At 71.7% G+C, this 23,570-nt stretch carries 15 protein-coding genes and 1 pseudogene; 4 read left to right on the top strand and 12 right to left on the bottom strand.

All coding sequences use genetic code 11. From position 1 onward, the window contains the following. Positions 1 to 55: 55 nt before the first annotated feature. Both OG870_RS18480 and OG870_RS18475 read right to left on the bottom strand, forming a co-directional pair. Positions 56 to 862, bottom strand: a complete 807-nt coding sequence (locus tag OG870_RS18480) for an ABC transporter ATP-binding protein (protein ID WP_266588388.1) — start codon at positions 860 to 862, stop codon at positions 56 to 58. A gap of 85 nt (positions 863 to 947) precedes the next feature. Further along, positions 948 to 1,865, bottom strand: coding sequence for an ABC transporter permease (locus OG870_RS18475; RefSeq protein WP_266515439.1), 918 nt, complete (start codon positions 1,863 to 1,865; stop codon positions 948 to 950). Positions 1,866 to 2,048: 183 nt separating this feature from the next. On the opposite strand from OG870_RS18475, the gene OG870_RS18470 reads away from it, so the two are divergent. Together OG870_RS18470 and OG870_RS18465 are read left to right on the top strand one after the other, a co-directional pair. After that, on the top strand, positions 2,049 to 2,675 hold the full coding sequence (locus OG870_RS18470; protein ID WP_266515436.1) for a TetR/AcrR family transcriptional regulator: 627 nt from the start codon (positions 2,049 to 2,051) through the stop codon (positions 2,673 to 2,675). A 146-nt stretch (positions 2,676 to 2,821) separates the two neighbouring features. Continuing rightward, positions 2,822 to 3,437: pseudogene (locus OG870_RS18465) on the top strand (LuxR C-terminal-related transcriptional regulator). A 44-nt stretch (positions 3,438 to 3,481) separates the two neighbouring features. On the opposite strand, the gene galE reads toward OG870_RS18465, so the two are convergent. Both galE and OG870_RS18455 read right to left on the bottom strand, forming a co-directional pair. After that, on the bottom strand, positions 3,482 to 4,462 hold the full coding sequence (galE, locus tag OG870_RS18460; RefSeq protein WP_266584083.1) for a UDP-glucose 4-epimerase GalE: 981 nt from the start codon (positions 4,460 to 4,462) through the stop codon (positions 3,482 to 3,484). A gap of 79 nt (positions 4,463 to 4,541) precedes the next feature. Next, on the bottom strand, positions 4,542 to 5,813 hold the full coding sequence (locus OG870_RS18455; RefSeq protein ID WP_266584091.1) for a glycosyltransferase family 87 protein: 1,272 nt from the start codon (positions 5,811 to 5,813) through the stop codon (positions 4,542 to 4,544). A gap of 212 nt (positions 5,814 to 6,025) precedes the next feature. Here OG870_RS18455 and OG870_RS18450 point away from each other — a divergent pair, with 212 nt between their 5' ends. Further along, complete coding sequence (locus tag OG870_RS18450) at positions 6,026 to 7,528, top strand: glycosyltransferase family 39 protein (RefSeq protein WP_266588390.1); 1,503 nt, start codon at positions 6,026 to 6,028, stop codon at positions 7,526 to 7,528. A gap of 16 nt (positions 7,529 to 7,544) precedes the next feature. On the opposite strand, the gene OG870_RS18445 is transcribed toward OG870_RS18450, so the two are convergent. Beyond that, positions 7,545 to 8,039 (bottom strand): MarR family winged helix-turn-helix transcriptional regulator, encoded by a 495-nt coding sequence (locus OG870_RS18445; protein ID WP_266584093.1) that lies wholly within the window; start codon positions 8,037 to 8,039, stop codon positions 7,545 to 7,547. Positions 8,040 to 8,160: 121 nt separating this feature from the next. Here OG870_RS18445 and OG870_RS18440 point away from each other — a divergent pair, with 121 nt between their 5' ends. After that, complete coding sequence (locus OG870_RS18440; RefSeq protein ID WP_266515426.1) at positions 8,161 to 8,574, top strand: organic hydroperoxide resistance protein; 414 nt, start codon at positions 8,161 to 8,163, stop codon at positions 8,572 to 8,574. 119 nt (positions 8,575 to 8,693) lie between these two features. Here the strand turns inward: OG870_RS18440 and OG870_RS18435 are convergent, their stop codons facing one another. The 7 genes from OG870_RS18435 to OG870_RS18405 all read right to left on the bottom strand — a co-directional run bounded on the left by OG870_RS18435 (position 8,694) and on the right by OG870_RS18405 (position 23,365). Next, entirely contained in the window at positions 8,694 to 10,925 is a 2,232-nt protein-coding gene (locus OG870_RS18435; protein ID WP_266584095.1) for a bifunctional glycosyltransferase/CDP-glycerol:glycerophosphate glycerophosphotransferase, read from the bottom strand. Positions 10,926 to 10,929: 4 nt separating this feature from the next. Continuing rightward, positions 10,930 to 13,128 carry a bifunctional glycosyltransferase/CDP-glycerol:glycerophosphate glycerophosphotransferase gene (locus tag OG870_RS18430; protein ID WP_266584097.1) on the bottom strand — a complete coding sequence of 733 codons (2,199 nt, stop codon included), beginning with the start codon at positions 13,126 to 13,128 and terminating at the stop codon, positions 10,930 to 10,932. Between the two features lie 156 nt (positions 13,129 to 13,284). Then, positions 13,285 to 15,492, bottom strand: coding sequence for a bifunctional glycosyltransferase/CDP-glycerol:glycerophosphate glycerophosphotransferase (locus OG870_RS18425; protein ID WP_266584099.1), 2,208 nt, complete (start codon positions 15,490 to 15,492; stop codon positions 13,285 to 13,287). Positions 15,493 to 15,625: 133 nt separating this feature from the next. After that, positions 15,626 to 16,507, bottom strand: a complete 882-nt coding sequence (locus OG870_RS18420; protein WP_266515409.1) for a carbohydrate ABC transporter permease — start codon at positions 16,505 to 16,507, stop codon at positions 15,626 to 15,628. After that, positions 16,504 to 17,853 (bottom strand): carbohydrate ABC transporter permease, encoded by a 1,350-nt coding sequence (locus OG870_RS18415; RefSeq protein ID WP_266584101.1) that lies wholly within the window; start codon positions 17,851 to 17,853, stop codon positions 16,504 to 16,506. The genes OG870_RS18420 and OG870_RS18415 overlap by 4 nt, the downstream gene beginning before the upstream one ends. Before the next feature lie 10 nt (positions 17,854 to 17,863). Further along, entirely contained in the window at positions 17,864 to 19,243 is a 1,380-nt protein-coding gene (locus OG870_RS18410; RefSeq protein ID WP_266584103.1) for an ABC transporter substrate-binding protein, read from the bottom strand. 483 nt (positions 19,244 to 19,726) lie between these two features. Beyond that, positions 19,727 to 23,365: an FHA domain-containing protein gene (locus tag OG870_RS18405; protein ID WP_327692319.1), complete on the bottom strand. Its 3,639-nt coding sequence runs from the start codon at positions 23,363 to 23,365 to the stop codon at positions 19,727 to 19,729. Positions 23,366 to 23,570: the final 205 nt, after the last annotated feature.

Genomic DNA, 23,570 nt, shown 5'->3' with positions numbered 1-23,570 from the left:
CTCGTCGTTGAAGCGTCAGAACGTCAGAACGTCGGGCAGCCAGGCAGCCAGGCAGTCAGGAAGCGACGGCTACCTTGGGCTTCGGCTTGGCCTTGTCGCTCTTGTCGCCGGTGAAGGCCTCGTACTCCTTCATGACGTCCTCGGTCGGTCCGTCCATGCGCAGTTCGCCGCGCTCCAGCCACAGCACGCGTTCGCAGGTGTCGCGGATCGACTTGTTGTTGTGGCTGACCAGGAACACCGTGCCCGCGTGCTTGCGCAGTTCGCGGATGCGTTCCTCGGACCGCTTCTGGAAGGACCGGTCACCGGTGGCGAGCGCCTCGTCGATGAGGAGCACGTCGTGGTCCTTGGCGGCGGCGATGGAGAAGCGCAGACGGGCGCCCATGCCGGAGGAGTACGTGCGCATCGGCAGGGTGATGAAGTCGCCCTTCTCGTTGATGCCGGAGAAGTCGACGATGTCCTGGTACCGCTCCCTGACCTCCTCGCGGGACATGCCCATGGCGAGGCCGCCGAGGTGGACGTTGCGCTCGCCGGTCAGGTCGCCCATCAGGGCGGCGTTGACGCCGAGGAGAGAGGGCTGGCCGTGGGTGTAGATGTGGCCGTTCTCCACCGGCAGCAGGCCCGCGACCGCCTTCAGCAGCGTCGACTTGCCCGAGCCGTTGGTGCCGATCAGGCCGATCGCCTCGCCCTTGTAGGCGACGAACGACACGTGCTTGACGGCGTGCACCTTGCGCACGCCTGCTGCCTTCTCGGCCTGCCCCCGGCGCAGCATGCGGTTGAGGGCGGCGGTCGCGGAGCCGCGTCCGGCGCCGGTGCCGTTGACCCGGTAGACGATGTCGACGCCGTCGACGACGACCGTGGGGATCTGGTCGGCGGGGAGCGCGTCGGTGAGCTGGGGGAGCGCGTCGGTGTACGCGTCCGCGTACTCGTCGGTGAACTCGTTGGTGTACTCAGCCACGGCCGTACGTCTCCTCAGCCTTCCAGAAGTAGATGAAGCCGCCGACGCCGGCGAGCAGCGCCCAGCCCACCGAGAGCGCCCACACGTGGGGCGGCAGCTGGCGCGAGTGGAAGCTGTCGATCAGGGCGTACCGCATCAGGTCGATGTAGACGGCGGCCGGATTGGCCTTGAGCGCCGGAGCCACCCAGTGCGGCAGCCCGCTGCCCTTGCCGGTCAGCTTGTCGATGTTCCACATGACGCCCGAGATGTACATCCAGGTGCGCAGCACGAAGGGCATCAGCTGCGCGATGTCCGGCGTCTTGGCACCCATCCGCGCCATGATCATCGCGACGCCCGCGTTGAACGTGAACTGCAGCACCAGGGCCGGGATCGCCAGCACCCAGGAGAAGGCGACCGGCACGCCGAAGCAGAGCAGGATGACGACCAGGGCGGCCATCGAGAACAGCAGCTGCTGGAGCTGCTGCAGGCAGAAGGAGATCGGCAGCGCGGCCCGCGGGAAGTGCAGCGCCCGGACCAGGCCGAGGTTGCCGGAGATCGCGCGGGTGCCCGCCATGATCGAGCTCTGCGTGAACGTCCAGATGAACACGCCCGTGACCAGGAACGGGATGTAGTCCGGCACGCCCTTCTTGGTGTGCAGCAGGACGCCGAAGATGAAGTAGTACACCGCCGCGTTCAGCAGCGGGGTCATGACCTGCCAGACCTGGCCGAGCTTCGCCTGGCTGTACTGCGCCGTGAGCTTGGCCGTGGCGAACGCCGTGATGAAGTGGCGCCGGTCCCACAACTGCCGGATGTACGCAGGCAGGGAGGGGCGGGCACCGCTGACCGACAGGCCGTGCCGTGCGGCGAGCGCCGCGAGGTCGTCGTCGGCCGGAGCCGACGCCGGGGGCGGTGTGTGGATGACCTGGCTCACATCCGCTGCTTTCGCTCGGGGGGAGGGGATGCCGGCGTCCGGCCGGCCCGTTGCCCCACGTTTCCTTACGTTTCTCTTCATGTTCTCTTACGTCGGGACGGGACCGTATCGTCGCAACGTGAGCGTAGGCCGAGTTGACGTCGGAACGCAACCGTTTCGTCGTAACGCCCTATGCTGGTCCGCATGACGACGAACGCCGACGAGCCCCAGACGCGTCCGCGCCGCCGTGCCCCCGCCGGGGCGGCCGTACTCCGCGAGGATGTGACGGAAGCCATCCGGGCGGCAGTCTTCGAGGAGCTCGCGGCCGTCGGCTATGCGCGGATGTCCATCGAGGGCATCGCGCGCCGCGCGGGCGTCGGCAAGACCGCGGTCTACCGCCGCTGGCGCTCCAAGCTGCACCTGGTGCTCGACGTCGTCTCGGCGCTCGCGGTGATGGGCCTGCCGACGCCGGACACGGGTTCCCTGGAGGGCGATCTGCGCCTGCTGTACGAGGTCACCTCGCGCGCCCTGCGCCACCCGGTGGCCTCGCAGATCATCCCGGACCTGCAGGCCGAGGCGGCCCGCAACCCCGAGATCGCCGAGGCGATGCAGAAGACGCTGCGGGAGGGACAGGAGGGCGTGGCCAGCAAGATCCTGGTGGCGGCCGAGCGGCGCGGCGAGATCCGCGAGGGGTTCGACGACGAGCTGGCCCTCGACCTGATCTCGGGCCCCCTGTACTGGCGCTCGGTGGTGATCCGCAGCCCGAAGCTGCCGAAGGGGTATCTCGGGGCGCTCGCGCGGGCCACCGCGGAGGCGCTCAAGGCGCTGTGAGCGTCTCAAGTCGCTGTGAGCGTCCCAAAGCGCTGTGAGTATGGTGCGCTCGCCGGCCGCCCGTGACCGGGGAACGAGTCGCCGCGTGCGGTGGCCGGAGTTGAGGCGGGACTGCCGTGAGAGTCGTGATCGCCTAGGTCAACGCCCTGCTGCGCGAAGGGCTCGTCCTCCTGCTGACGTCCGCCGGACATGAGGTCGTGGCCGTCGCGGGCACCGGGCCCGAGGTCCTGCCCGCGCTGCTGGAGCACCGCCCCGACGCCGCCGCGCTCGATGTGCGCATGCCGCCCGGCTTCCGCGACGAGGGCCCTGCGCGCGGCGCTGGCGGCCCGCGAGCGGATCCCCGGGCTCCCGGTGCTGGTGCTCTCGCAGCACGTCGAGGAGACGTACGCCGCCGAACTGCTGGCCGGGGGCGCGAGCGGGCTCGGCTATCTGCTCAAGGACCGGGTCGGCCGGGTCGGCGAGTTCCTCGACGCGCTGGAGCGGGTCGCCGCCGGCGGCACGGCACTCGACCCCGAGGTCGTCACCGAACTCCTCGCCCGCCGCAAGGACACGACCCTCGACCCGCTCCCCCCGCGCGAGCGTGAGGTGCTGTCACTGATGGCCGAGGGCCACGACAACGCGACCATCGCCAAGACACTCGTCGTCACCGAACGCGCGGTCCACAAACACATCGGCAACGTCTTCCTCAAACTGTCCCTGCCACCGAACGACAGCGGCCACTGCCGGGTGCTGGCCGTACTGACGTATCTGAACCATCAGTGACCTGATCGGTGTCCGTGTCGCTGCCGAGGTCGACGGCGGCGGCACTAGTCCCGCGCCGCCTCCGGATGCAGTCGCACCCAGCCCTCCCAGGCCGAGGTGATCATGTCCTGGATGTCGTGCTTGGCCTTCCAGGTCAGTTCGGTGGCGGCGTGGTCGGCGGAGGCGACGACTCGGGGTGGGTCGCCGGGGCGGCGCGGGGTGACGGTCGGGGGGCGGTCGTAGCCCGTGATCGTGTTGATGTGGTCGATCATCTCGCGGACGGAGACGCCCTCGCCGCGGCCGATGTTGAGGGTGAGGTCGCGGCCGGGGGACGACCGGAGCGCGCGGGCGGCCGCGACATGTGCCTCGGCCAGGTCGACCACGTGGATGTAGTCGCGTACGCATGTCCCGTCGGGGGTCGGATAGTCGTCGCCGAAGATGTGCGGGGCTGCGTTCTCGGTGAGCTTCTCGAAGACCATCGGGATCAGGTTGAAGACTCCGGTGTCCGCGAGCCGGGGGGTCGCCGCGCCCGCCACGTTGAAGTAGCGCAGGGAGGCGGTGGACAGGCCGGTCGCCCGGCCCGTCGCGCGGACCAGCCATTCGCCGGCCAGCTTCGTCTCGCCGTACGGCGACATCGGCACGCAGGGCGTCTCCTCCGTCACCAGGTCCACGTCAGGCATGCCATAGACGGCCGCGGACGACGAGAACACGAAGGACGGCACGTCGGCCGCCGTCACGGCCTCCAGGAGGACGCGCAGGCCCTCGACGTTCTCCCGGTAGTAGTGCAGGGGCAGGTCCACCGACTCGCCCACCTGCTTCTTCGCGGCCAGGTGCACGACGCCGGTGACGTCGTGTTCCGCGAGCACCCGCCCGACCCGCTCGCCGTCCAGCGTCGAACCCACCACCAGCGGCACCCCGTCCGGCACGCGCTCGGCGATGCCCGTCGACAGGTCGTCGTACACCACGGCCCTCTCGCCCGCCTCGGACATCGCCCGGACGACGTGCGCCCCGATGTAGCCGGCACCGCCGGTGATCAGCCAGGTCATGTACGGCCGTCCCCTCGTCAGTTGGCCTGAGGTGTGCGATGTGCGCTGACGTCGCTATCAGTGAAGCAGGCCCGGGGAGTCATACGTGCACGACCGGTGCGACGCCCCGTGCATCGGGGGACACGCGTGGTGCCTGGTTCCGCATCGTGGGCGGGGTGGCGGTGGAGCGCCACAGGCGGGTGAAGGACAGTACGGCGGCTGCGGCGAGTAGCCCGTTGCGGGCGAGCATCAGGCCGCAGCCCGTCCACGTGCACGCCCTGACCTGGGAGTACAGGGTCGGATAGGCGACGACGCTGAGCGCGGTCGCCACCAGGATCAGGGCGGCCGCCGGGCGCTGCACGGTGTGCCGCGAGGTCAGACACACGGCGGCTGTGCCCAGCAGCCAGATCATGTACTGCGGGCTGATCACCCGGCTGGTGACAGTGAACAGCAGCACCGCGCTCAGCGCCGCGTCGTACGGCGTCGCGGGCGTCCAGTGCCGGGCCCGCAGCCGCCACAGGAGCAGCAGCCCGAAGGCGACCGCCGTGAGCGCGAGGGACACGTGCGCGACGGTCCGCACATGCGGTCCCGTGAACTCCAGCGCGCCGTACTGGTAGCGGACCTTCCCCGGCCATCCGGCATGCGTGGCCAGGGCGAGTGCCGTGCCGCCGAGCGACTCGATCTGCACGCCCCGGCCGCCCTGTTGCCGCAGGAACGCCAGCGGGTTGGCGAACAGCGCCGAGAAGAGCGCGAGCGACCCGGCCCCGGTGACGGCGGCCCAGACCCACGCGGAACGCGTCGTGCGCCCTCTCGGGGTACCCAGCAGCACCAGCGCCGGCCACACCTTCACCAGTGCGCCCAGCGCCGCCAGCACCCCGTACGCGCGCGTGGAGCGCGACAACGTCAACAGGGAGATGACGGCGAACGCCGTGACCTGCACGTCGTAGCGGGCGAGCGGGACGTGCAGGAGGAGCGGGAGACCGGCCACCCACATCGCGGCCCCGAGGAGGGTGCGGCCGGTTCGGGTGCCCGCGTGGGCCAGCGCCAGCGTGATCGCCGCGTCGGCGGCGAGGGTGAGGGCCACGAACGCCTGAAAGTAGGTCAGGCCCGGCAGCAGAGCGGGCGACAGCAGTACCGCGCCCGCGCCCGGGGGGTACTGCCACAGCGGGTCGTGCGCGGGGAAGGCGCCGTGCGCGAGGACGCCGTACCAGTGGTGGTACAGGCGCCACACCTCCCGCGCGACCCCGCCCCGGCCGAGCAGCGGCGTCGCGTTGTGCGCGAGCAGCCACAGCATCAGGGCACGGGTGGAGAGCCAGGCGGCGCCGAGTGTGAGGAGACGGTGTGTGCGGACAAGGGTGATCGCTGCATTCATCACGGCGGATCGTAAGCCGGGCGAATGGTGTGTAAGAGCTAAAACACCGTCAATCCCCGTTAAGCGCTCGCCAACCGCACAAAATCAGCCGTGTGGAGATCGAGGACGCGGGGCGGGCGAACCGTCGTTGGGTGCGTGCGGAGATCGTGGCCGTGGCGGTACCCGCCGCGGTCATACTCGCGATCGGACTGTGGGGTCTCGACCGAGGCGGCATGTGGGGCGACGAGAGCGTCACCTTCCTGGTCGGGCGGCGGACGGTGCCGCAGATCTGGCAGCTGCTCCACGGGATGGACGCGGTGCACGGCCTGTACTACCTGTTCATGCACCTCGTGCTCACCGTCCACCCCGGCGAGGTCGTCCTGCGCCTCCCGTCCGTGTGCGGGGCGGCCGCGACGGCCGGCCTGGTCGCGGCTCTCGGTGTCCGGCTGGCCCGGCCGAGAGTCGGACTGTGGGCCGGGCTGCTCTACGCGGTCACGCCCCTGACCGGCCACTACGCGCAGGAGGGACGGTCGTACGCGATCGTCGCGGCGGGCGTGGCCGGGGCGACACTGCTGCTGGTGCCGGCGGTGGAGGGCCGTCCGCGGCGGGGGTGGTGGTGGCGGTACGGGGGTCTCCTCGCCGTGACCTGTCTGCTGCACGAGCTGGTCGTGCTGGCGCTGTGCGCTCATGCGGTGACCCTGCTGCTCGCGCGGGTGCCGAGGAGGGTGTGGCTCGACTGGGTGCGGGCGGCGGGGCTGGTGGGGGTCGTCGTACTGCCCCTGGTGTGGGTGTCGCAGCTGCAGTCGGGGCAGGTGGCGTGGCTGGTCGTGCCCGGGTGGGACAAGGCGGAGGCGCTGGTGCGGGACTTCGCCACCGGTCCGACGGGGGCGGTGTTCTGGGTGTGCGTCCTGCTGATGGTGGTGGGGCTCGGCGCGGGGCGGCCGGCGGTGGTCGCGTTCCCGTTGCTCGTGCTGCCGCCGGTGATCCTGATGACCGTGTCGCAGTACCGGCCGCTGTATCACGAGCGGTATGTGCTGTACGCGCTGGCGGGGGCGCCGTTGCTGACGGCCGCGGGCCTGGACCGGGTGGCCGTGGCCCTGGGGCACCTGCGACCGCTCGGCAGCCGACGGCGCTACGGCCGCTACGTCACCCTCACCGGTGTCGTGACCGTCGGCCTCGCCTTCGTCCAGTGCCTCCCCCTCTACCGGCAGGACCGCTCCCCGGCGCACCGCCCCGAGAACCTCGCCGCCGTCGCCGCCGTCGCCGCCCGCGACATCCGCCCCGGCGATCCGGTGCTGTACCTGCCGTCGACCTGGCGGCTCGCGGCACTGACGTATCCGAAGGGGTTCAGCCAGGCCCGCGACGTCGCGCTCCGGGAGTCGGGGCCCCGGTCGGGCACCCTCAGCGGCCGCGAATCCGCCCCCGGCGAGCTACGGCGCAAGCTCCTCGGCGCGGACCGCGTCTGGGTCGTCGCCGATTCGAGGCTGCTGCGCTCGCGGCTGCGTCCGGGCAACCCGGCCGACCGCGTCAAACTCGCGCTCGTGGAGGAGCAGTTCACCGCCCGCGAGAAATACGTCAGCGGCCGCGTGACCCTCCGCCTCTATGTCCGCCGCCCGGCGCAGACGACGGCTTCTCCGTCCGCGGTGGCCCTTGCGGCGACCGTCCGGCGCACCAGCGGCTCACCCTGTCCGCCGCCGGGCTGCGAGGGGTTGCCGGGGTTGCCGTCCCGTCCGTAGTCCGGCAGGTCGCGACCTATGCCTGTTGTTCCGGATGCCCCGCCGACTCCGAAGTCACGGCCGCGTCCAGGGCGTGGGTCAACTCGTCGAGGCGGGCGCGCAGGGTGCGGATCTCGTCGACGTCGAAGCCCGTCGCCGCGGCGATGCGGCGCGGTACCTGCACCGCGCGCTCGCGCATCGCCGTGCCCTGCTCGGTCAGCCGGACCTCTACCGAGCGCTCGTCGCGGGCGCTGCGCTCACGCCGTACCAGACCGGCCGTCTCCAGCCGCTTGAGCAGCGGGGACAGGGTGCCGGAGTCGAGCCGCAGGTGTTCGCCCAGCTTCTTGACCGGCAGATCGCCGTGCTCCCACAGCAGCAGCATCACCAGGTACTGGGGATAGGTGAGCCCGAGGTCCTTGAGGACGACGCGGTAGACGCCGCCGAAGGCGCGCGAGGTGGCGTGCAGGGAGAAGCAGATCTGCTGGTCGAGGCGGAGCCAGTCGGTCGCGGGGGTCTCGGGCTCGGTGGTCATGCCTCCAGGATAGCTCTTGCGAGCCATTTAGTTGTGCGCAATTGAATTGTGTGCTCTACTTATGGCCGTGAGGCGGCCACGCAAGAGCCGCCGAACGTGAACTCGAGAGGGATGGTCATCCATGGACGCGCTCTACACCGCTGTCGCCACCGCCACCCACGGCCGTGACGGTCGCGCCGTTTCCAACGACGGCAAGGTCGACCTCAAGCTGGCCCCGCCGGTGGAGCTGGGCGGCAACGGCGAGGGCACCAACCCGGAGCAGCTGTTCGCCGCCGGTTACGCCGCCTGCTTCGGCAGCGCCCTCGGCCTCGTCGGCCGCCAGGCGAAGGTCGACGTCAGCGACGCCGCCGTGACCGCCGAGGTCGGCATAGGCAAGCAGGGCGAGGGCTTCGCCCTCAAGGTCACCCTCCGCATCGAGCTTCCGGACACCGTGGACGAGGCGACCGGCCGCAAGCTCGTCGAGACCGCCCACCAGGTGTGCCCCTACTCCAACGCCACCCGCGGCAACATCGAGGTCGACCTCGTCATCGAGTAGCCCCCACGGATCACCTGACTCGCCTCGCAGCCGGTCAGGGCCGCCCCGCACGGGGAGAAGCAGCGCGGACGCCGGTGGCCGGCGTCCGCGCTGCTTCCGTTCGGCCCCAGCAACCGACGTCACCGCATCGAGTGGGCCCGCTCAGCGGCCGGGGCGGGCAGCACGGGGGTTGCCGCGGGTTCCGGCATCTGCTCGCCGAGCAGCAGCGTCCGTACGACCCGCTCGGCGGCCCGCCCGTCGTCGAACTCGCAGAACCGCTCCCGGAAGCCGGCCCGCAGGCCCGCCGACTCCTCGTCCCGCCATGTCTCCGAGGCGAACAGCCACGCCAACTCCCGGTAGGAGCGCGACACATGGCCCGGCGCCTCGGCGGTGATGTCGAAGTAGGCGCCCCGGCTCGCCGCGTACGCGCCCCAGTCGTCGGCGTGGATCACGATCGGCCGGTCCAGGTTGGCGTAGTCGAACATCAGGGCCGAGTAGTCGGTGACCAGTACGTCGGAGGCGAGCATCAGGTCCTCGACGTGCGGCTCGTCCGTGGCGTCGATCAGCACGCCGCGCGCGTGCAGATCAGCGAGCCCGAGCCCGCGCGTCGTGCCGGTGGCGAGACTGGGGTGCAGGCGTACGACGAGGGTGTGGCCGGCGCCGAGGTCCGCGGCGAACCTGGCCAGGTCGATCCGGTCGACATGCCCGCCGCGCCGGTACTCGCGGCGGGTCGGGGCGTACAGCACGACCGTGTTCCCGGCGGGGACGCCGAGCCGCGCGCGGACGGCCGCGCCGTGATCCGCCGCCGGGTCGACCAGTACGTCATTGCGCGGGCTACCCGTCCGCAGCGAGGTGAAGTGACAGGGATACGCCCGGTCCCACACCAGCTCGGAGTGGCGGTTGGCGACCAGGCTCAGGTCCCAGCGGTCGGCGCGGTGCAGCATCTTCGGCACGCTGAACCCGTGCCGGGCGCCGGGCTTGGTCAGCAGGTCGGCGCCCATGTACTTGAGCGGCGTGCCCTGATGGGTGTGCAGGTGGACCTGGCCGGGGCGTTTGACCAGCGCGCCGGGCCAGTTGACGTTGTTCACCCAGTACGTGGCCCGCGCCATGACCGAGCGGTAGCGCCGCGAGCCCGGCGTCACATGGTCGACGCCGGGCGGCAGCGAGTCCACCGCGTCCTCCCGGACCACCCACACACCGCGGATGTGCGGCGCCAGTTCGCGGGCCTTGGCGTGGATCGCGGCCGGGTCGCCGTGCACGCCCGCATGGTGGGTCGCCGAGTAGACGGCGAGGTGCGGATCGAGCGGCAGCTTCGACTGGGCCCGGTACCAGGCGTGCTGGGCCGCCGTGGACGCCCTGCCCAGCGTGCGCCGCTTGCCCGCCCCCGCGAGCCTGCGCAGACCGCGCGACGCGCGCAGCGCCGCGTACGAGGCGTACGGCGCAGAGGCCAGCAGCCGCATCTCCGTGCCGCGGTCGCCGTCCGGCGGGACGAAGCCCTCGGGGCAGTGCCGCTCGTGGAAGGCGCGGATCTCGCGGTAGAAGTTGCCACGGTCCGCCAGGGTCACCCGGTCCTCGCGGGCGATCACGAACAGCATGTGGTCCAAGGCCCGTTCGAACAGCAGCGGGCGCGCCCAGGCGAGGTCGTCGTGCTCCTCCAGGAACGCGAACAGGCCCTCGTACTGCGTGAAGATGTCGAAGTGCCGGCGCCCCGGGGTCTTGGTGATGGCGCCCTGCCGCCGCTGCCGGTACTCGACGCCGATCCGGTTCAGACAGGCGATGCGCTCGGCCAGCACCATCGACCGGTAGGTGACCGGCGCGTCCTCGTACAGGCCGGGCGCGTACTGGAGGCCGTGCTCCTGGAAGAAGTCGCGCCGGTACGCCTTGTTCCAGGCGACCAGGAACAGGTGGACGTACTGCGGGCTCTGACGGAGGTCGAAGACGTCCTGGCCCGCGGCGGCCAGCAGGGTGGAGGCGTCACTGGGGCCGCCCCGCCCCCACCAGTGGGTGCGTACGTGGTCGAAGACCAGGATGTCCGGGTCCTCGGCGCTCTTGAGCCGGTCGGCTACGGCGGCCAGCAGGCCGGGCGTGTAGAAGTCGTCGCTGTCGAGGAAGAGGACGTAGTCGCCGCGCGCCTGCTCCAGGCCGGCGTTGCGGGCCCGGCCGAGGCCGACGTTCTCGGTCAGGTGCAGCACCCGCACCCGTTCGTCGCGCTCCGCGTACTCGTCGAGGATCGCGCCGCAGTGGTCGGGCGAGCGGTCGTCGACGGCGATCACCTCGAAGTCGGGGTACGACTGTCCGAGCACCGAGTCGATGCACTCGCGCAGGAAGCCCTGCACCTTGAAGACGGGGACGATGATGGTGAAGCGGGGCACGGGTTCAGTTCCTCACAAGGGCGGGGACCGGGGCCGGGGTGCGCTCGGCGAGCGGGATCACGGGCGGGATCGACTCGGGCGGCTCTCCCAGCAGCACCCGGCGTACGACGCGCTCGGCGGCGCGGCCGTCGTCGAACTGGCAGAAACGCTCCCGGAAGGCGGCGCGCGCGGCCGTGGACTCGGGCGACGCCCAGGAGCCGTCGCGAAAGACACGGGCGAGTTCGCCGGGTGTCCGTGCCACCGGGCCCGGCGGGACCTCCATCAGGTCGAAGTAGACGCCCCGGGTCTCCCGGTAGACGTCCCAGTCGTCCGCGTACACGACGACGGGCCGGTCCAGGTTGGCGTAGTCGAACATGATCGACGAGTAGTCGGTGATCAGCGCGTCGGCGGCCAGGCACACGTCCTCGGAGGAGCGGTGCGCGGTCACGTCGATGATCCGGCCGGTGTTCCGTGCCGTGCCCTGGTCGTAGAAGTAGTGGGCCCGCAGGAGGACGACGACGTCCTCGCCGGCCTCCTCGCAGAAGGCCTCCAGGGCCAGGCCGGTGTCGAAGCCGGTGTGGTAGTCGCGGTGGGTCGGCGCGTACAGGACGGCCGTCTTGCCCTCCGGGATCCCCAGCTCCGCCCGGATACGGGCCACGTCCGCCGCCGTCGCCGTGTAGTAGACGTCGTTGCGCGGATAGCCGTACTCGAGCGTTTCGTGCGCGGCCGGGAAGGCCCGCTCCCACATCTGCGTGGAGTGACGGTTGGAGGTGAGGTTGTAGTCCCAGCGGTCGATGCGGGCCAGCAGCTTGCTGAAGCTGCCGGTCGCGGCCGCCACCACGGGATACGTCGCCTGGTCCACGCCCATCTTCTTCAGCGGGGTGCCGTGCTGGGTCGACAGGTGCACGCTGCCGGGGCGCTTGACGACGGCGTCCGCGAAGTTGGCGTTGTTGACCAGGTACGTGGCGCGGGCCAGCACGTCCCAGTACTTCGCGCTGCCGATCACCGCGTGCTCGATGTCCTGCGGCACGGTGTGCGCCTGGTCCGGCTCGACCAGGAACACCGAGCGCAGATGCGGGGCGAGTTCGCGGGCCCTGGCGTGGATCGCGGCCGGGTTGCAGGCGTAGCCGCGGCCCCAATAGGCGCAGTACACCGCCAGGTTCGGATCCAGCGGGCGGCGCAGATTGGCCGCGTACCGCAGACGCGTGCGCACCATGCGGGGGCGCGGGAGGTGCTCGGCCGCCTTCGACGCCGACTGGTTGACGCCCCGCAGGGCTCGGAAGGCGGTGTACGCCCCGGTCGCCAGCAGCCGGTGCTGGACGCCCAGACTGCCGCCCGGCATGCGGTGGCCGGCCGGACGGTGGCGGCGGTACAGCCTGCTCGCCAGCCGGAAGAAGATGCGGCGCTTGGCGGGCAGCCGCTTCGGATGGACGGCGGTCTTCAGCACGGCCGCGAAGAGCTGCTCGAACAGCGGGACCAACCGGTCGGCGGACAGGCCCTGTTCGGCGGCGCGGGTGAGGACCAGGTCGGTCTGGGCGAGGAGTTCGAGATGGTGTTCACCGGGCAGCGCGAGCCGGCTGCCCTGCCTGCGCACCAGATGCCGTACGACGGCCTGGCGCAGAACCGCGACCTTCTCGGCCTTCAGCGTGACCGATCCTCCGAAGCCGACATCGGTGAAGTGGCCCTCGGGGAAGGTGAGTTGCTGCTCGACGAGGAAGGTCCTGCGGTAGGCCGCGCTCCACGCGGGCAGCTGCACGCCCGTAAGCGCGGGCACCTGGTCGGGGGAGAAGGCGCCTGTCGGTGTCCCGGCCAGGAGCGGTGCGGCCGGGTTGCTCGGCTCGCCCTCCCACCAGGGGACGCGCTCGTGCTCGACGTACAGGACGTCGACGTCACCGGTCTCGGCCAGGCGTGCGTCCAGTGCCGCCAGGGCGCCGGGGACGAGGAGGTCGTCGCAGTCGAGGAACAGCAGATACGCGCCGGTCGCCGCCCGCATCCCGCTGTTGCGGGCCCCGGCCAGCCCGCCCGACGGGGGTGAGTGCACCGGGGCCACCCGGGAGTCCCGCTCGGCGTATCCGGCGACGACGTCCGCCGCGGGCGCCTCGGGGGCGTCGCAGACCGGGATCAGCTCGAAGTCGCCGAAGGACTGGGCGAGCACGGAGTCCAGTGCCTGGGACAGCCGGCCTGTCACCCCATGGGACGGGACGATGATGCTGAAGCGGGGCATTCTGCTCTTTCTGTCGATTTTCCTGCGGGCCCGGGGTGCGTCTCAGCCCGTGCGGCGCCGACCCGGCCGCCCGGTGGGACGCCAGGTGGACGGCCGGCTCGGTGTGGGCCGCGACGGGCTGGAGGGCATGCGAACTCCCCGGAGTGAGAACGGCGTTCAGAGGCTGTCGGTGACGGTGAGGGGCCCGGTGGGTTGCGGCACGGTGGCTTGCGGGGAGCGCGCGAGGGTCGCGGCCACCGACGGGACGGGGTGGCGCTCGTCGAGCGGGACGAACGCCGGGACGTCTTCTTCGCCCAGGACGACTTTGCGTACGACCCGCTCGGCGGCGCGTCCGTCGTCGTACGGGCAGAAACGCTCGCGGAAGGCGGTGCGCAGCTGGGTGGAGCGGGAGCCGCGCCAGTGGCCGGTGGCGAAGATGTCGATCAGCTCGTCCTCGCTGCGCCCGACCGCGCCGGGTGCGAAGGACCGCAGGTCGAAGTAGGTGCCGCGAGCCGCCTCGTACGCCGCCCAGTCGTCGTCGGCGGCGTGGACCACGATCGGGCGGTCCAGGTTGGCGTAGTCGAACATGATCGACGAGTAGTCCGTGAGCAGCACGTCCGAGGCGAGACAGAGGTCCTCCACGCTCGGATGCCCGGTGACGTCGATGATCCGCGCACCCTGCTGGACGGGGCCGTGCGTGCGGGCGAGGACGACGAAGCGGGGGCCGAGGCGGCGCAGCAGGCGTTCCAGGTCGACGTCGGAGCGCTGGGTGCGGCGGTGGTCGCGGTGGGCGGGGGCGTAGAGGATCGCGACGGTGTCGTCGGGGATCCCCAGGGACGCGCGCAACCGGGCCACGTCCGTCGAAGTCGCCTTCTGGAACACGTCGTTGCGGGGGTGGCCGTATTCGAGCGTGGTGTAGCCGCCCGGGAAGACGCGCTCCCAGACGAGGGTGGAGTGGCGGTTGGCCGACAGGAGGTAGTCCCATGTGTCGACGCCGTCGAGGAGCCTTTCGAAGTCCAGGTCACGTGCCGCGGCCGGGCGCTCCTGGAGGTCGAGGCCCATGTGTCCCAGCGGGGTGCCGCGCTGGGTCTGGATCAGGATCTGGCCGCGTCGCTTGACCATCCCGGGCTCGAAGTCGGTGTCGTTCACGAGGTACTTGGAGCGGGCCAGGGCCGTCCAGTGGGCTGCGGTGTCGGGGCGGGCGAGCCACGCCGTGCGGATGTGCGGCGCGAGCGCGCGGAAGGCGTCCTCCAGGGCGCCAGGATTGCAGCTGTGCTCACGGCCGTCGTGGGCGGCGAAGACGGCGCGGTCGGCGCGCAGCGGGAGCCGGAGCTGGATGCGGTAGTGCAGGCGCAGGGCCGTCGTCCTGGCCGTGCGCAGGAGTTTGACGGCGAGCTTGCCCGTCAGACGGCGCAGGGCCGCCGCGCCCTGCAGCGCCCGGTACGTGCGGTGCAGGCCCCAGCGGATCAGGGTGTGCCGCAGGCGTGAGCGCGGCGGGACCTGGGCGCCGGGAACGCGGTAACGGCGGTAGTGGGCGCGGGCCTTGCGCAGGAACTTGGCGCGGCAGCCTCGGGGCAGACGGTCGCGGCGGGCGAAGACCTTCGTCAGATGGTCGACCATGCGGCGGAACAACACCGGCCGCCAGCAGGCGAGTTCGGGGCGCTCGTCGAGGAACGCGAAGACACGGTCGTACTGCTCGAAGAGGTCGAAGTGCTTGACGCTGGTGGTGCCGAGGATGTTGCCCTGGCGGCGCTGGCGGTAGTGGACGCACACCCGGTCGAGGGTCGTGATCGACTCGGCGGACATCAGGACCGGGAAGGTCCACGGGGTGTCCTCGTAGTAGCCGGGCGGGAAGGTGAAGCCCTCGCGCTCGACGAACTCCCGCCGGTACGCCTTGTTCCAGGCCACCATCAGAAGGGCCAGCAGGCCCGGGCGGTCCTCCAGCCGGAAGGGGGCCGGGCCGTCTTCGGCGAGCTGGGCGGAGACCACGTTGCGGACGGACTCGCCCGACCAATAGGTGCGCGCGTAGTCGTAGACGATGACGTCCGGTTCGCCCGTCTCCTTCAGGCGGTCCGCGATCGAGCGCAGGGCGTGCGGGGTGAGGGTGTCGTCGCTGTCCAGGAAGACCAGGTAGTCGCCGCTCGCCTGCTCGATGCCGGCGTTGCGGGCGCGGCCCAGGCCTTGGTTCTCCGCCAGATGCACGGGGCGTACGCGCGGGTCGCGGGCCGCGAACTCGTCGATGATCGCGCCGCATCCGTCCGGCGAGCAGTCGTCGACCGCGATCAGTTCGAGATCGGGGTACGACTGCGAGAGCACCGATTCCAGGCACTCGTGCAGATACGCCTGAACCTTGTACGCGGGGACGATGACACTGAACCTGGGCAAGGCACATCCATGGGGTCGGCGCGGACGACTGGGCCTTGCCCGGGAACGGCCGATGGAGTGACTTGGTTACGGTTTCGTACGGCATAAGGGGGACACCGGGTGAACGGCGCCCCCCTTTTCCCTTGCTGTGGGGTTACTTGACCGCGCCCGCCATCACGCCGGACACGAACTGCCGCTGGAACGCGAAGAACACGACCAGCGGGATCACCATCGAGATGAACGCGCCGGGCGCGAGCACGTCGATGTTGTTGCCGAACTGCCGTACCTGCTGCTGCAGTGCGACCGTCAGCGGCTGCGACTCGGCGTTCGAGAACACCAGCGCCACGAGCATGTCGTTCCACACCCACAGGAACTGGAAGATGCCGAGGGACGCGATCGCCGGTGCGCCGAGAGGCAGCACCACGGTGAGGAACAGGCGTGTCTCGCCGGCGCCGTCCAGCCGTGCCGCCTCCAGCAGTTCGCGCGGGATCTCGGCGAAGAAGTTCCGCAACAGGAAGATGGCGAACGGCAGTCCGAAGCCGACGTGGAAGAGGACCACGCCGATGATGTCGCCGAAGATCCCGATCTTGCCGAAGAGATCGGCCAGCGGGATCAGCGCCACCTGGACCGGTACGACGAGCAGCGCGACCACGGCCAGGAACCACCAGTCGCGGCCCTTGAAGTCCATCCACGCGAAGGCGTACCCGGCCATCGCGCCCAGCAGCACCACGAGCAGGGTGGCCGGCACCGTGATCCAGACCGTGTTGAACAGCGCGTGGGTGATCGCGTCCTGTTCCAGGAGCGACTTGTAGCTCTTGGCGGTCAGCTGGCTCGGCGCGGTGAACACCTTCCACCAGCCGGAGGTGGCGATGTCGGTCGGGTCGCGGAACGACGAGACGAGCAGCCCGAAGGTGGGCACCAGCCAGAAGACGGCGACCAGGATCAGGAAGACCCGCATCACCCCGCCCCCCGCGCTGCTCGCCACCCGGGCGGCGAAGGAGCGCTTGGCGCGCACGGTCGTGTCGAGGGTGGTCACCGACGCTCCTTCCTCAGCCGGCGGATGTTCACGAACATCACCGGCAGTACGAGCAGCAGCAGGAGGACGCCGATCGCGCTGCCCACGCCCTCGTTGCCGCCGCCGCCGAAGGACGACAGGAACAGCTGCAGGGCAAGGACGTTGGCGTCGTCCTGACTTGGTTGCGGGGCGATGATGTAGACCAGGTCGAAGACCTTCATCACGTTGATCATCAGCGTGATGAGCACGACGATCAGGACGGGCGCGAGAAGGGGCACGGTGACCCTTCTGAACACCTGCCACTCGTTGGCGCCGTCGACGCGGGCCGCCTCCAGGAGGTTGCGGTCCACGCCCGCCAGGCCCGCCGCGATCAGCACCATCGCGAAGCCCGCCCACATCCACACGTACGCGCCGATGATGGCCGGGGTGACGAGGGTCGGGCCGAGCCAGTCGATGCCGTTGTAGGGAGCGGAGAAGTTCGAGGCGGGGAGCCGCAGTTGGGACCCGTCGGCCTGCGCCGGGAGGCTGAAGGTGCCGTCCGCGCCACTCTTGGCGGAGGCGACCACCTTGCCGCCCTTCACGGCCTCCACCTTCACGCCCTTCAGCGCCTTCTCACCCGGGTCGACCTTGCCCTTCGTGCCGCCGCCGCCCAGCTTGAAGTCCAGCCAGACGGTGCCGGTGACGCCGGAACCGCCCGCCGCCTTCGCGTTCTCGGGGGTGCCCGGGAGCTTGTTGGGCGCGATGCCGACCAGCGGAAGCAGGGCCGGGGTGCCGGCGTGCACGGTGCCGGTCGTGGTGAACGAGCCGCCGCCGGACGGCTTGAGGCCGCTCGCCGTCCCGCCGGGCCGGGCGCCCGGATACACCGAGGACGACACGAACGTGTCATGGACCGACTTGGCGACCGCGTTGGCGGCGCCCAGCGCCGGATCCTGCTCGTACACCAGGCGGAAGATGATGCCCGCGGCGAGCATCGAGATCGCCATCGGCATGAAGACGAGCAGCTTGAACGCCGTTCCCCAGCGCACCCGTTCGGTCAGCACCGCGAAGATCAGACCGAGGGCGGTGACCACCGCGGGCGCCACCGCCACCCAGATCGCGGTGTTGCGTACGGCGGTCAGGGTGGCCTCGTTGCTGAAGATGTCGCCGTAGTTCTTCAGACCCACGAAACCGGAGCCGTCGGCATCGTAGAGACTGCGCCAGACCGAGTACCCGATCGGGTAGACCACGAGCGCCCCGAGAAGCACGAACGCGGGCAGCAGGAAGAGCACCGCCACCCACAGCCGAGTCCCCGTGACGCTCTTGCGCGGCGAGACGGAGGGCGTCGGCAGTGCGCCGGCGCCCCCCGTCGAGTTCGCTACGGACGTCATGGCCCCGCCGTCAGCCGGCCGCGTAGGCCTTGGCCGCGTCGGCCTCCAGCTTCTGCTGGGTGCCGGCGACGTCCTTCGGGTTGCGCAGGAAGTCCTGCAGGTCCTTCCACTCGCCGACGCCCGCCGTACCGCCGAAGGCGGCCGGTGCCTGGTCGGACATGTCGAACCGGAAGTTGTCACCGGCCGAGATCAGCGCCTTGGCGATCTGGCGGGTGATGGCGTCCTTGTACGCGGACTGGTCCATCTCCTTGTTGGGGGAGAGGATGCCGCCCTGCGCCGCCCAGATCTCGGCGGCGTCCGTCGAGGCCAGGAAGGTCAGCAGCGCCTGCGCGCCCTTGCCGTCCTTCAGCGCCACGGCCACGTCACCACCGCTGACCACGGGTGACTCGCTGCCGACCGCCGGGAACGGGAACACCTTCGCGTCCGTGCCCAGCTTCGCCTTGGTGTCGGCGTTGATGTTCGCGGCCACGAAGTCGCCCTCGAAGACCATCGCGGCCGGGGTGGAGCCGGAGAAGGTCTGGGTGACCGACTTCGGGAACTCCGTGTTCAGCGCGCCCTTGGTGCCGCCCGCGATCAGGTCGTTCTTGCCCCACAACTGCGCGAGCGTGGTGAGGGCCTCCTTGACGGAGGGGTCCGTCCACTTGATCTTGTGCGCGGCCAGCTGGTCGTACTTCTCGGGCCCGGCCTGGGACAGGTAGACGTTCTCGAACCAGTCGGTGAGCGTCCAGCCGTCCGCGCCGCCGATCGAGACGGCCGGCGAGCCGGCGTCCGACAGTGTCTGCGCGGTGGTGAGGAAGTCCTTCCACGTCTTGGGCGTCTGGGAGATGCCCGCCGCGTCGAAGGCCTTGGTGTTGTACCAGACCAGGGACTTGTTGGCGGCCTTGGCGTAGACGCCGTACTGCTTGCCCTTCCAGGCGCCGAGGTCGGCCCAGCCCTTGCTGAAGTTCTTCTCCAGCTGGGCCTGGGCGTCCGCGCCGAGGGGCTTGAGCCAGCCCTTGTCCGCGAACTGGTGCAACACACCGACCTGGGGCAGGAAAGCGACGTCCGGCGGCTTGCCGCCCTGGATCTTGGTACCGAGGAACGTGGAGGTGTTGTTGCCCGTCGGCACGAAGTTGACCTTCGCGCCGGTGCGCTTCTTGAACTCGTCCAGGACCTTCAGGAAGTTCTCCTGCTCGGGTCCGGTCCAGACGGCGGCGACCTCGAGAGTCTGGCCGTTGAGCTTGGGGAGCGTGACGGTGCTGCCGCTCGCGCTGGAGCCCCCTCCGCCGTTGTCGCTCTTCTTGTCGTCGCCGCCGCATCCCGTGAGTGCCAGCGCGAGTGCTGCCGCGAGGAGGGCGGCTGCGGGCTTGGCGGCCCTGTGTGTCCGGTTCGTGCTGCTCGTGCTGCGCATTACTGCCCCGTTCTTCGATCTACGTCGAACGTCGAGCGCTGTCCCGTGCGATCTGGTCTACGCCCGTCCGTATGGGTCGGCAAGTGCGCGTCCTGTGTCAACCGGGGGATCGTGACCGCCTCGTGACCAGGTGTGCGGCGTTGGTGTGACCGACCGGCCCTGGGGGCTGCGCCCCCAGACCCCCCATCGGCCTGAACGGCCTCGTCCTCAAACGCCGGACGGGCTGGGAATGCCTGGACCGAGCTGCGAAGTACCGAAGGGACAGGGCCGGCGAAGTGCCGAGGGAACGGGGCCGGCGGAGTGCCGAGGGAACACGACTTGCGGATGCCGAAGGGACAGGACCGGCGGAGTGCCGAGGGAACGGGGCCTGCGGAGTGCCGAGGGAACACGACTTGCGGATGCCGAAGGGACAGGACCGGTGGAGTGCCGAGGGAACAGGACCTGCGGATGCTGAGCGAACAAGACCTACCGGACCCACCGGACCTACAGGAGCGACGGGACCTCTGTCGCCGAGACCTCTCGTGCCGCTCTCTCCAGAGCGCTGGCCAGCAACGCCAAGTCCGTCGGGCCGTTGCCCAGTTCGCGTACGGGTCTGCGTGTCGGGGGGTCGCCCATGCGCTGCCAGTCCAGGGGGACGACCGTCGGGCGCAGGGTCGCCGTGCGCGGGATGCGGCCCGTGACGCGGCCGCCCTGGAAGGCGGTCGAGCGGCCGTCGGACCAGGTCAGGTGGCCGCGTCCCGGTGCCGGTTCGTCAGGGCCGGTGGCGGGGGCGTCCAGGGTCACACGGAGGGTGGCCCTCCGTGCCGGTTCCGTGTCCGCGGTACGGCCGCCCGGGGCGGTCGCGGCCACCAGGTGGACGCCGAGTCGCTCGCCCTCGCGGGCCACCGCCTCCAGCGCCCGCATGACGGAACCCGCGGCCGGGCGGCCGGGTGAGCCGAGCGCGGGGGAGACCAGCGCGTCCAGGTCGTCCACGACCACGACCAGCCGGGGCAGCGGCGGTGCCGCCTCCGTCTGCCGGCGTGCCGCCCCCGGGCGCAGCCGCATCGTCGAGCTGGACGCGGTGTCCAGGTCGCCGGTCGCACTCGCTCCGGTCGCCCGCTGGGACACGATGCGGCCCGACAGCTCCCGGCCCGTGTGCCACTCGGTGAACTCGCTGCGGCCGAGCAACTCGGCCCGCCGCTTCAGCTCGGCGCTGAGGGACTGGGCGAACTCCCGCATGCGGACGGGGTCGTTGGCGGTGAGGTGGGTCGTCACGTGCGGGACGTCCGTACACACGCGCAGTCCGTCGCCGTGGCCGCCTCCCCCGGAGGGGGCACCACCCCCGGCGCTCACGCCGTCCCGGCCGTCCATCAGGACGATGCCCAGCCGGTCGGGGCGCTCGGCCGCGGCCAGCGAGGCGACCAGGGCCCGCAGCAGCTCCGTACGTCCGCTGCCCGCAGGGCCCTCGACCAGCAGATGCGGGCCGTCGGCCGCGAGATCCGCGCAGACCGGGCCGCGCGGGCCGGCACCGAGCACGGCCCAGGCCCGGCCGCCGAGCACCTGGGTGTCGTCCGCCGCGTCCGCCCAACGCGCCATCAGCGACGCCGGGGTGGCCCTGGCCAGCCCCAACTCGTCCAGCAGCCGCGCCGCTTGGGGCAACGGCACCGAGACGCGCGCCTGCCGCTCGGTCCCGGAACCGTCGGTCCGCAGCGGGGCGAGTGCCCGCGCGAACCGCTCCGCCCAGGGGAGGGAGACGGCGTCCACGGCGGCCACGGTGCCGGGGCCTATGGGGCCGGTGAGCGAGGACGGCGCGGGAGTGTCGGCGGGTGTGGGCGGTGCGGGAGTGGTGGTCGCCCGGGCTGTCGGGGTGGGCCTGGGCATCGTGTGGGTCTCGGTCGGTGCGGGTGGGTCCGCGGGTCCGCCGTGCTCCTCCGCTCCCGGCGCCCGGCCCGCGGACCCGCTCCCGGGACCGACGGGTGTCCCGGAACCGGTCCGCGCCACCCGCATCAGCCGCAGTGCCGTCGCCACGTCCCCGCTCAGCAGCGCGACCGCGCCGCACTCGCGGAACGCCGGCGCCACCGCGCACGCCGCCTCGTAGGTCTCCGTCACCGGCGACGCGGGCGAGGCGGAGGCCGTCTCGGCGAGGCAGACGACGTGTATGCCGGCCCGCGGCCCCTCCAGCGCGAGCCGCGCCACCGCCTCGCGCACATCGGCGCCGCCGGGGTCACCGTCCACGACGACCACGGTGTACGGGCCCGCGAAGCCGTCCGTCTCCTCCGCGCCCTCGTCCGCACGGGCCCAGGAGGGCCTGCGGACGGCGCCGCGTGATGCGGGCCGGGCACCGGACGTGGGCGACGGCGGCCGTGATCCGTGCCGTGTCTCCGCCTGCTGGTCCTCCAGGCGTCTGAGCAGCTCGTCCGTGCGGGCCGTGGCCTGTTCGCGGTCGTAGGCGAGCAGCAGGCGGCAGTCCTGGCCGTGTCCCGGGCGCAGATGGGGGAGCCAGCCGAGCCAGGACCATTCGGCGGTGCGCTCCTGAAGCGGGCGGGAGCGGTCCGCGGTGATCAGGACGATCTCCAGGGACTCGGGGGAGTGCAGTGCGGCGAGCTGGGCCACCACCGCGCGGGCCAGCCCGGACAGCCGGGCGCGGGGACCGGCCAGGCCCAACGCCCCGGCCTCCCGCAGATCCGCCGTCACCGGCACCGCGGGCAGCAGCCCCGAGCCGTCGGGCGCCGCCCGGTCCGCCGTGCCGAGCCGCACCGTGAGCGCCTCCGGGTGTCCCGGACCGCGCTCCCACAACCGAGGGCCCGGGCCGAGCGCCGTCAGCAGCAGCGACGCCGGGTCGGGCCAGGCCTCCGGGAGCTGGGGGCCGGCGAGCGGTGCGGGCCCCGCCGTCGTGTCGGCACGGTCTTCCTCGTCGTACGCCTCGTCCTCGGGCGGCAGCTGCTCGCCGCGTCCGCCGGCCAGTCGCCGTGCCCACGCCGTGAGCCCGCCGCGCCTGCGCAGGCCCGGCGGTATGTCCGTGCCGCGCAGGGGTGTTCCTTTGCGCCGACCCGCTCCGGGGGCCTCCGTGCCGTCGTCGCCCCGCGCTCGCGTGCCGAAGGGTTCGCCGCCGCCCGCCGCGTCGTGGTCGGACGGCCCCGCAGTAGATGTGTCCCACGCGACCGCGCCGAAGCGTCCGGCATGGGTGTCCCCCCGCTCGGGCGAGGGCGGGGGAGTGCCTTCGCTCCCTGTGAACCGGTCCGCCGGCCTGTTCTCGATCCGGGGCGCACTGCCCTGGACCGGCACCACGGCCGGTTCGACGGAGCCGTGGCTCTGGAGGGCGGCGCCGCGCGAGGGTGCGTCCGGGCCGCCGTCGGCCACGCGTGCGTGTGGCGTCGCCGCTGTGTCACCACCTGCGGAGGCCACCGGGACCGTGCCCCGTGGCCCACCGGCGCCCTCGGCCGCCTGCTCGCCCGCGCACGGCACCCGCACATGCCCTTCCCCGTCCGGAGCCGTCGGCACCCGCGCCCCCGGCCCCCCGGCCGGAGCGACCCGCAGCGCCGACTCACCGATGCGCAGCAGCGCACCCGGTGCGAAGCGCACCGGGCGGGTGCCGACGCGGGTGCCGTCCAGCGTCGTGCCGTTCGTCGAGGCGAGGTCCGCGACCGAGACCTGGCCGTCGGCGGCGACCATGACCGCACAGTGCAGGCGGGAGACGTCCGGGTCGTCGAGCGGGACGTCGGCGTCGGCGGAGCGGCCGATGCGGATCTCGCCGCCGTGCAGCAGGTGGACGCCGCCCGCGTCGGGGCCCGCGACCACGTGCAGCTGGGTCGGGGCGTCGTCCAGCTCCGGGTGGGGCTCGGGCTCGGCCGGGGCGCCCAGGGAGAGCACGGCGCCGTCGGTCAGCGGGGGCTCGCCAAGGGTGCAGCGGCGGTCGTCCAGGCGCTCCGCGCCCGCGTACAGCACCACCGGGCCGCCGGACTCGCGGCCGCGCTCGGTCTGAGCGGCGCCCCCGTCACCCGCGACCGCCGAGGCCAGAGCCGACGCCACCGCGGCCAGGGCCGTGCCGGCCGGCGCCGTGACCAGCACGTCGCAGCTCGCGGTGCGGCCCCGCGCCCGGTCGGGCGGGCCCAGCGGGTCTACGACGGTCAGCCGGATCTGCATCGCCGCCAGCGGTCCCTTCTGCGCGGACGCGGACAACCCCCACCCCCACCCGAGCACATCGGCCAGTACTGCAGGCATCCTCGCATCTGCCACTGACAACGCGCCCGCCGCTCCGGAACAAGTGATCTTGATTGGTCGGCTCTGCCCGCAAAAGTGCCTGACAGGTGACGTACCCGCGTCCGCTTGAGATCGGTCACGTCCGCTT

It is taken from the genome of Streptomyces sp. NBC_00461 (genome assembly GCF_036013935.1).
In the GTDB taxonomy this organism is placed as follows: Bacteria; Actinomycetota; Actinomycetes; order Streptomycetales; family Streptomycetaceae; genus Streptomyces.
This window is presented reverse-complemented; position numbering and strand designations above follow the sequence as displayed.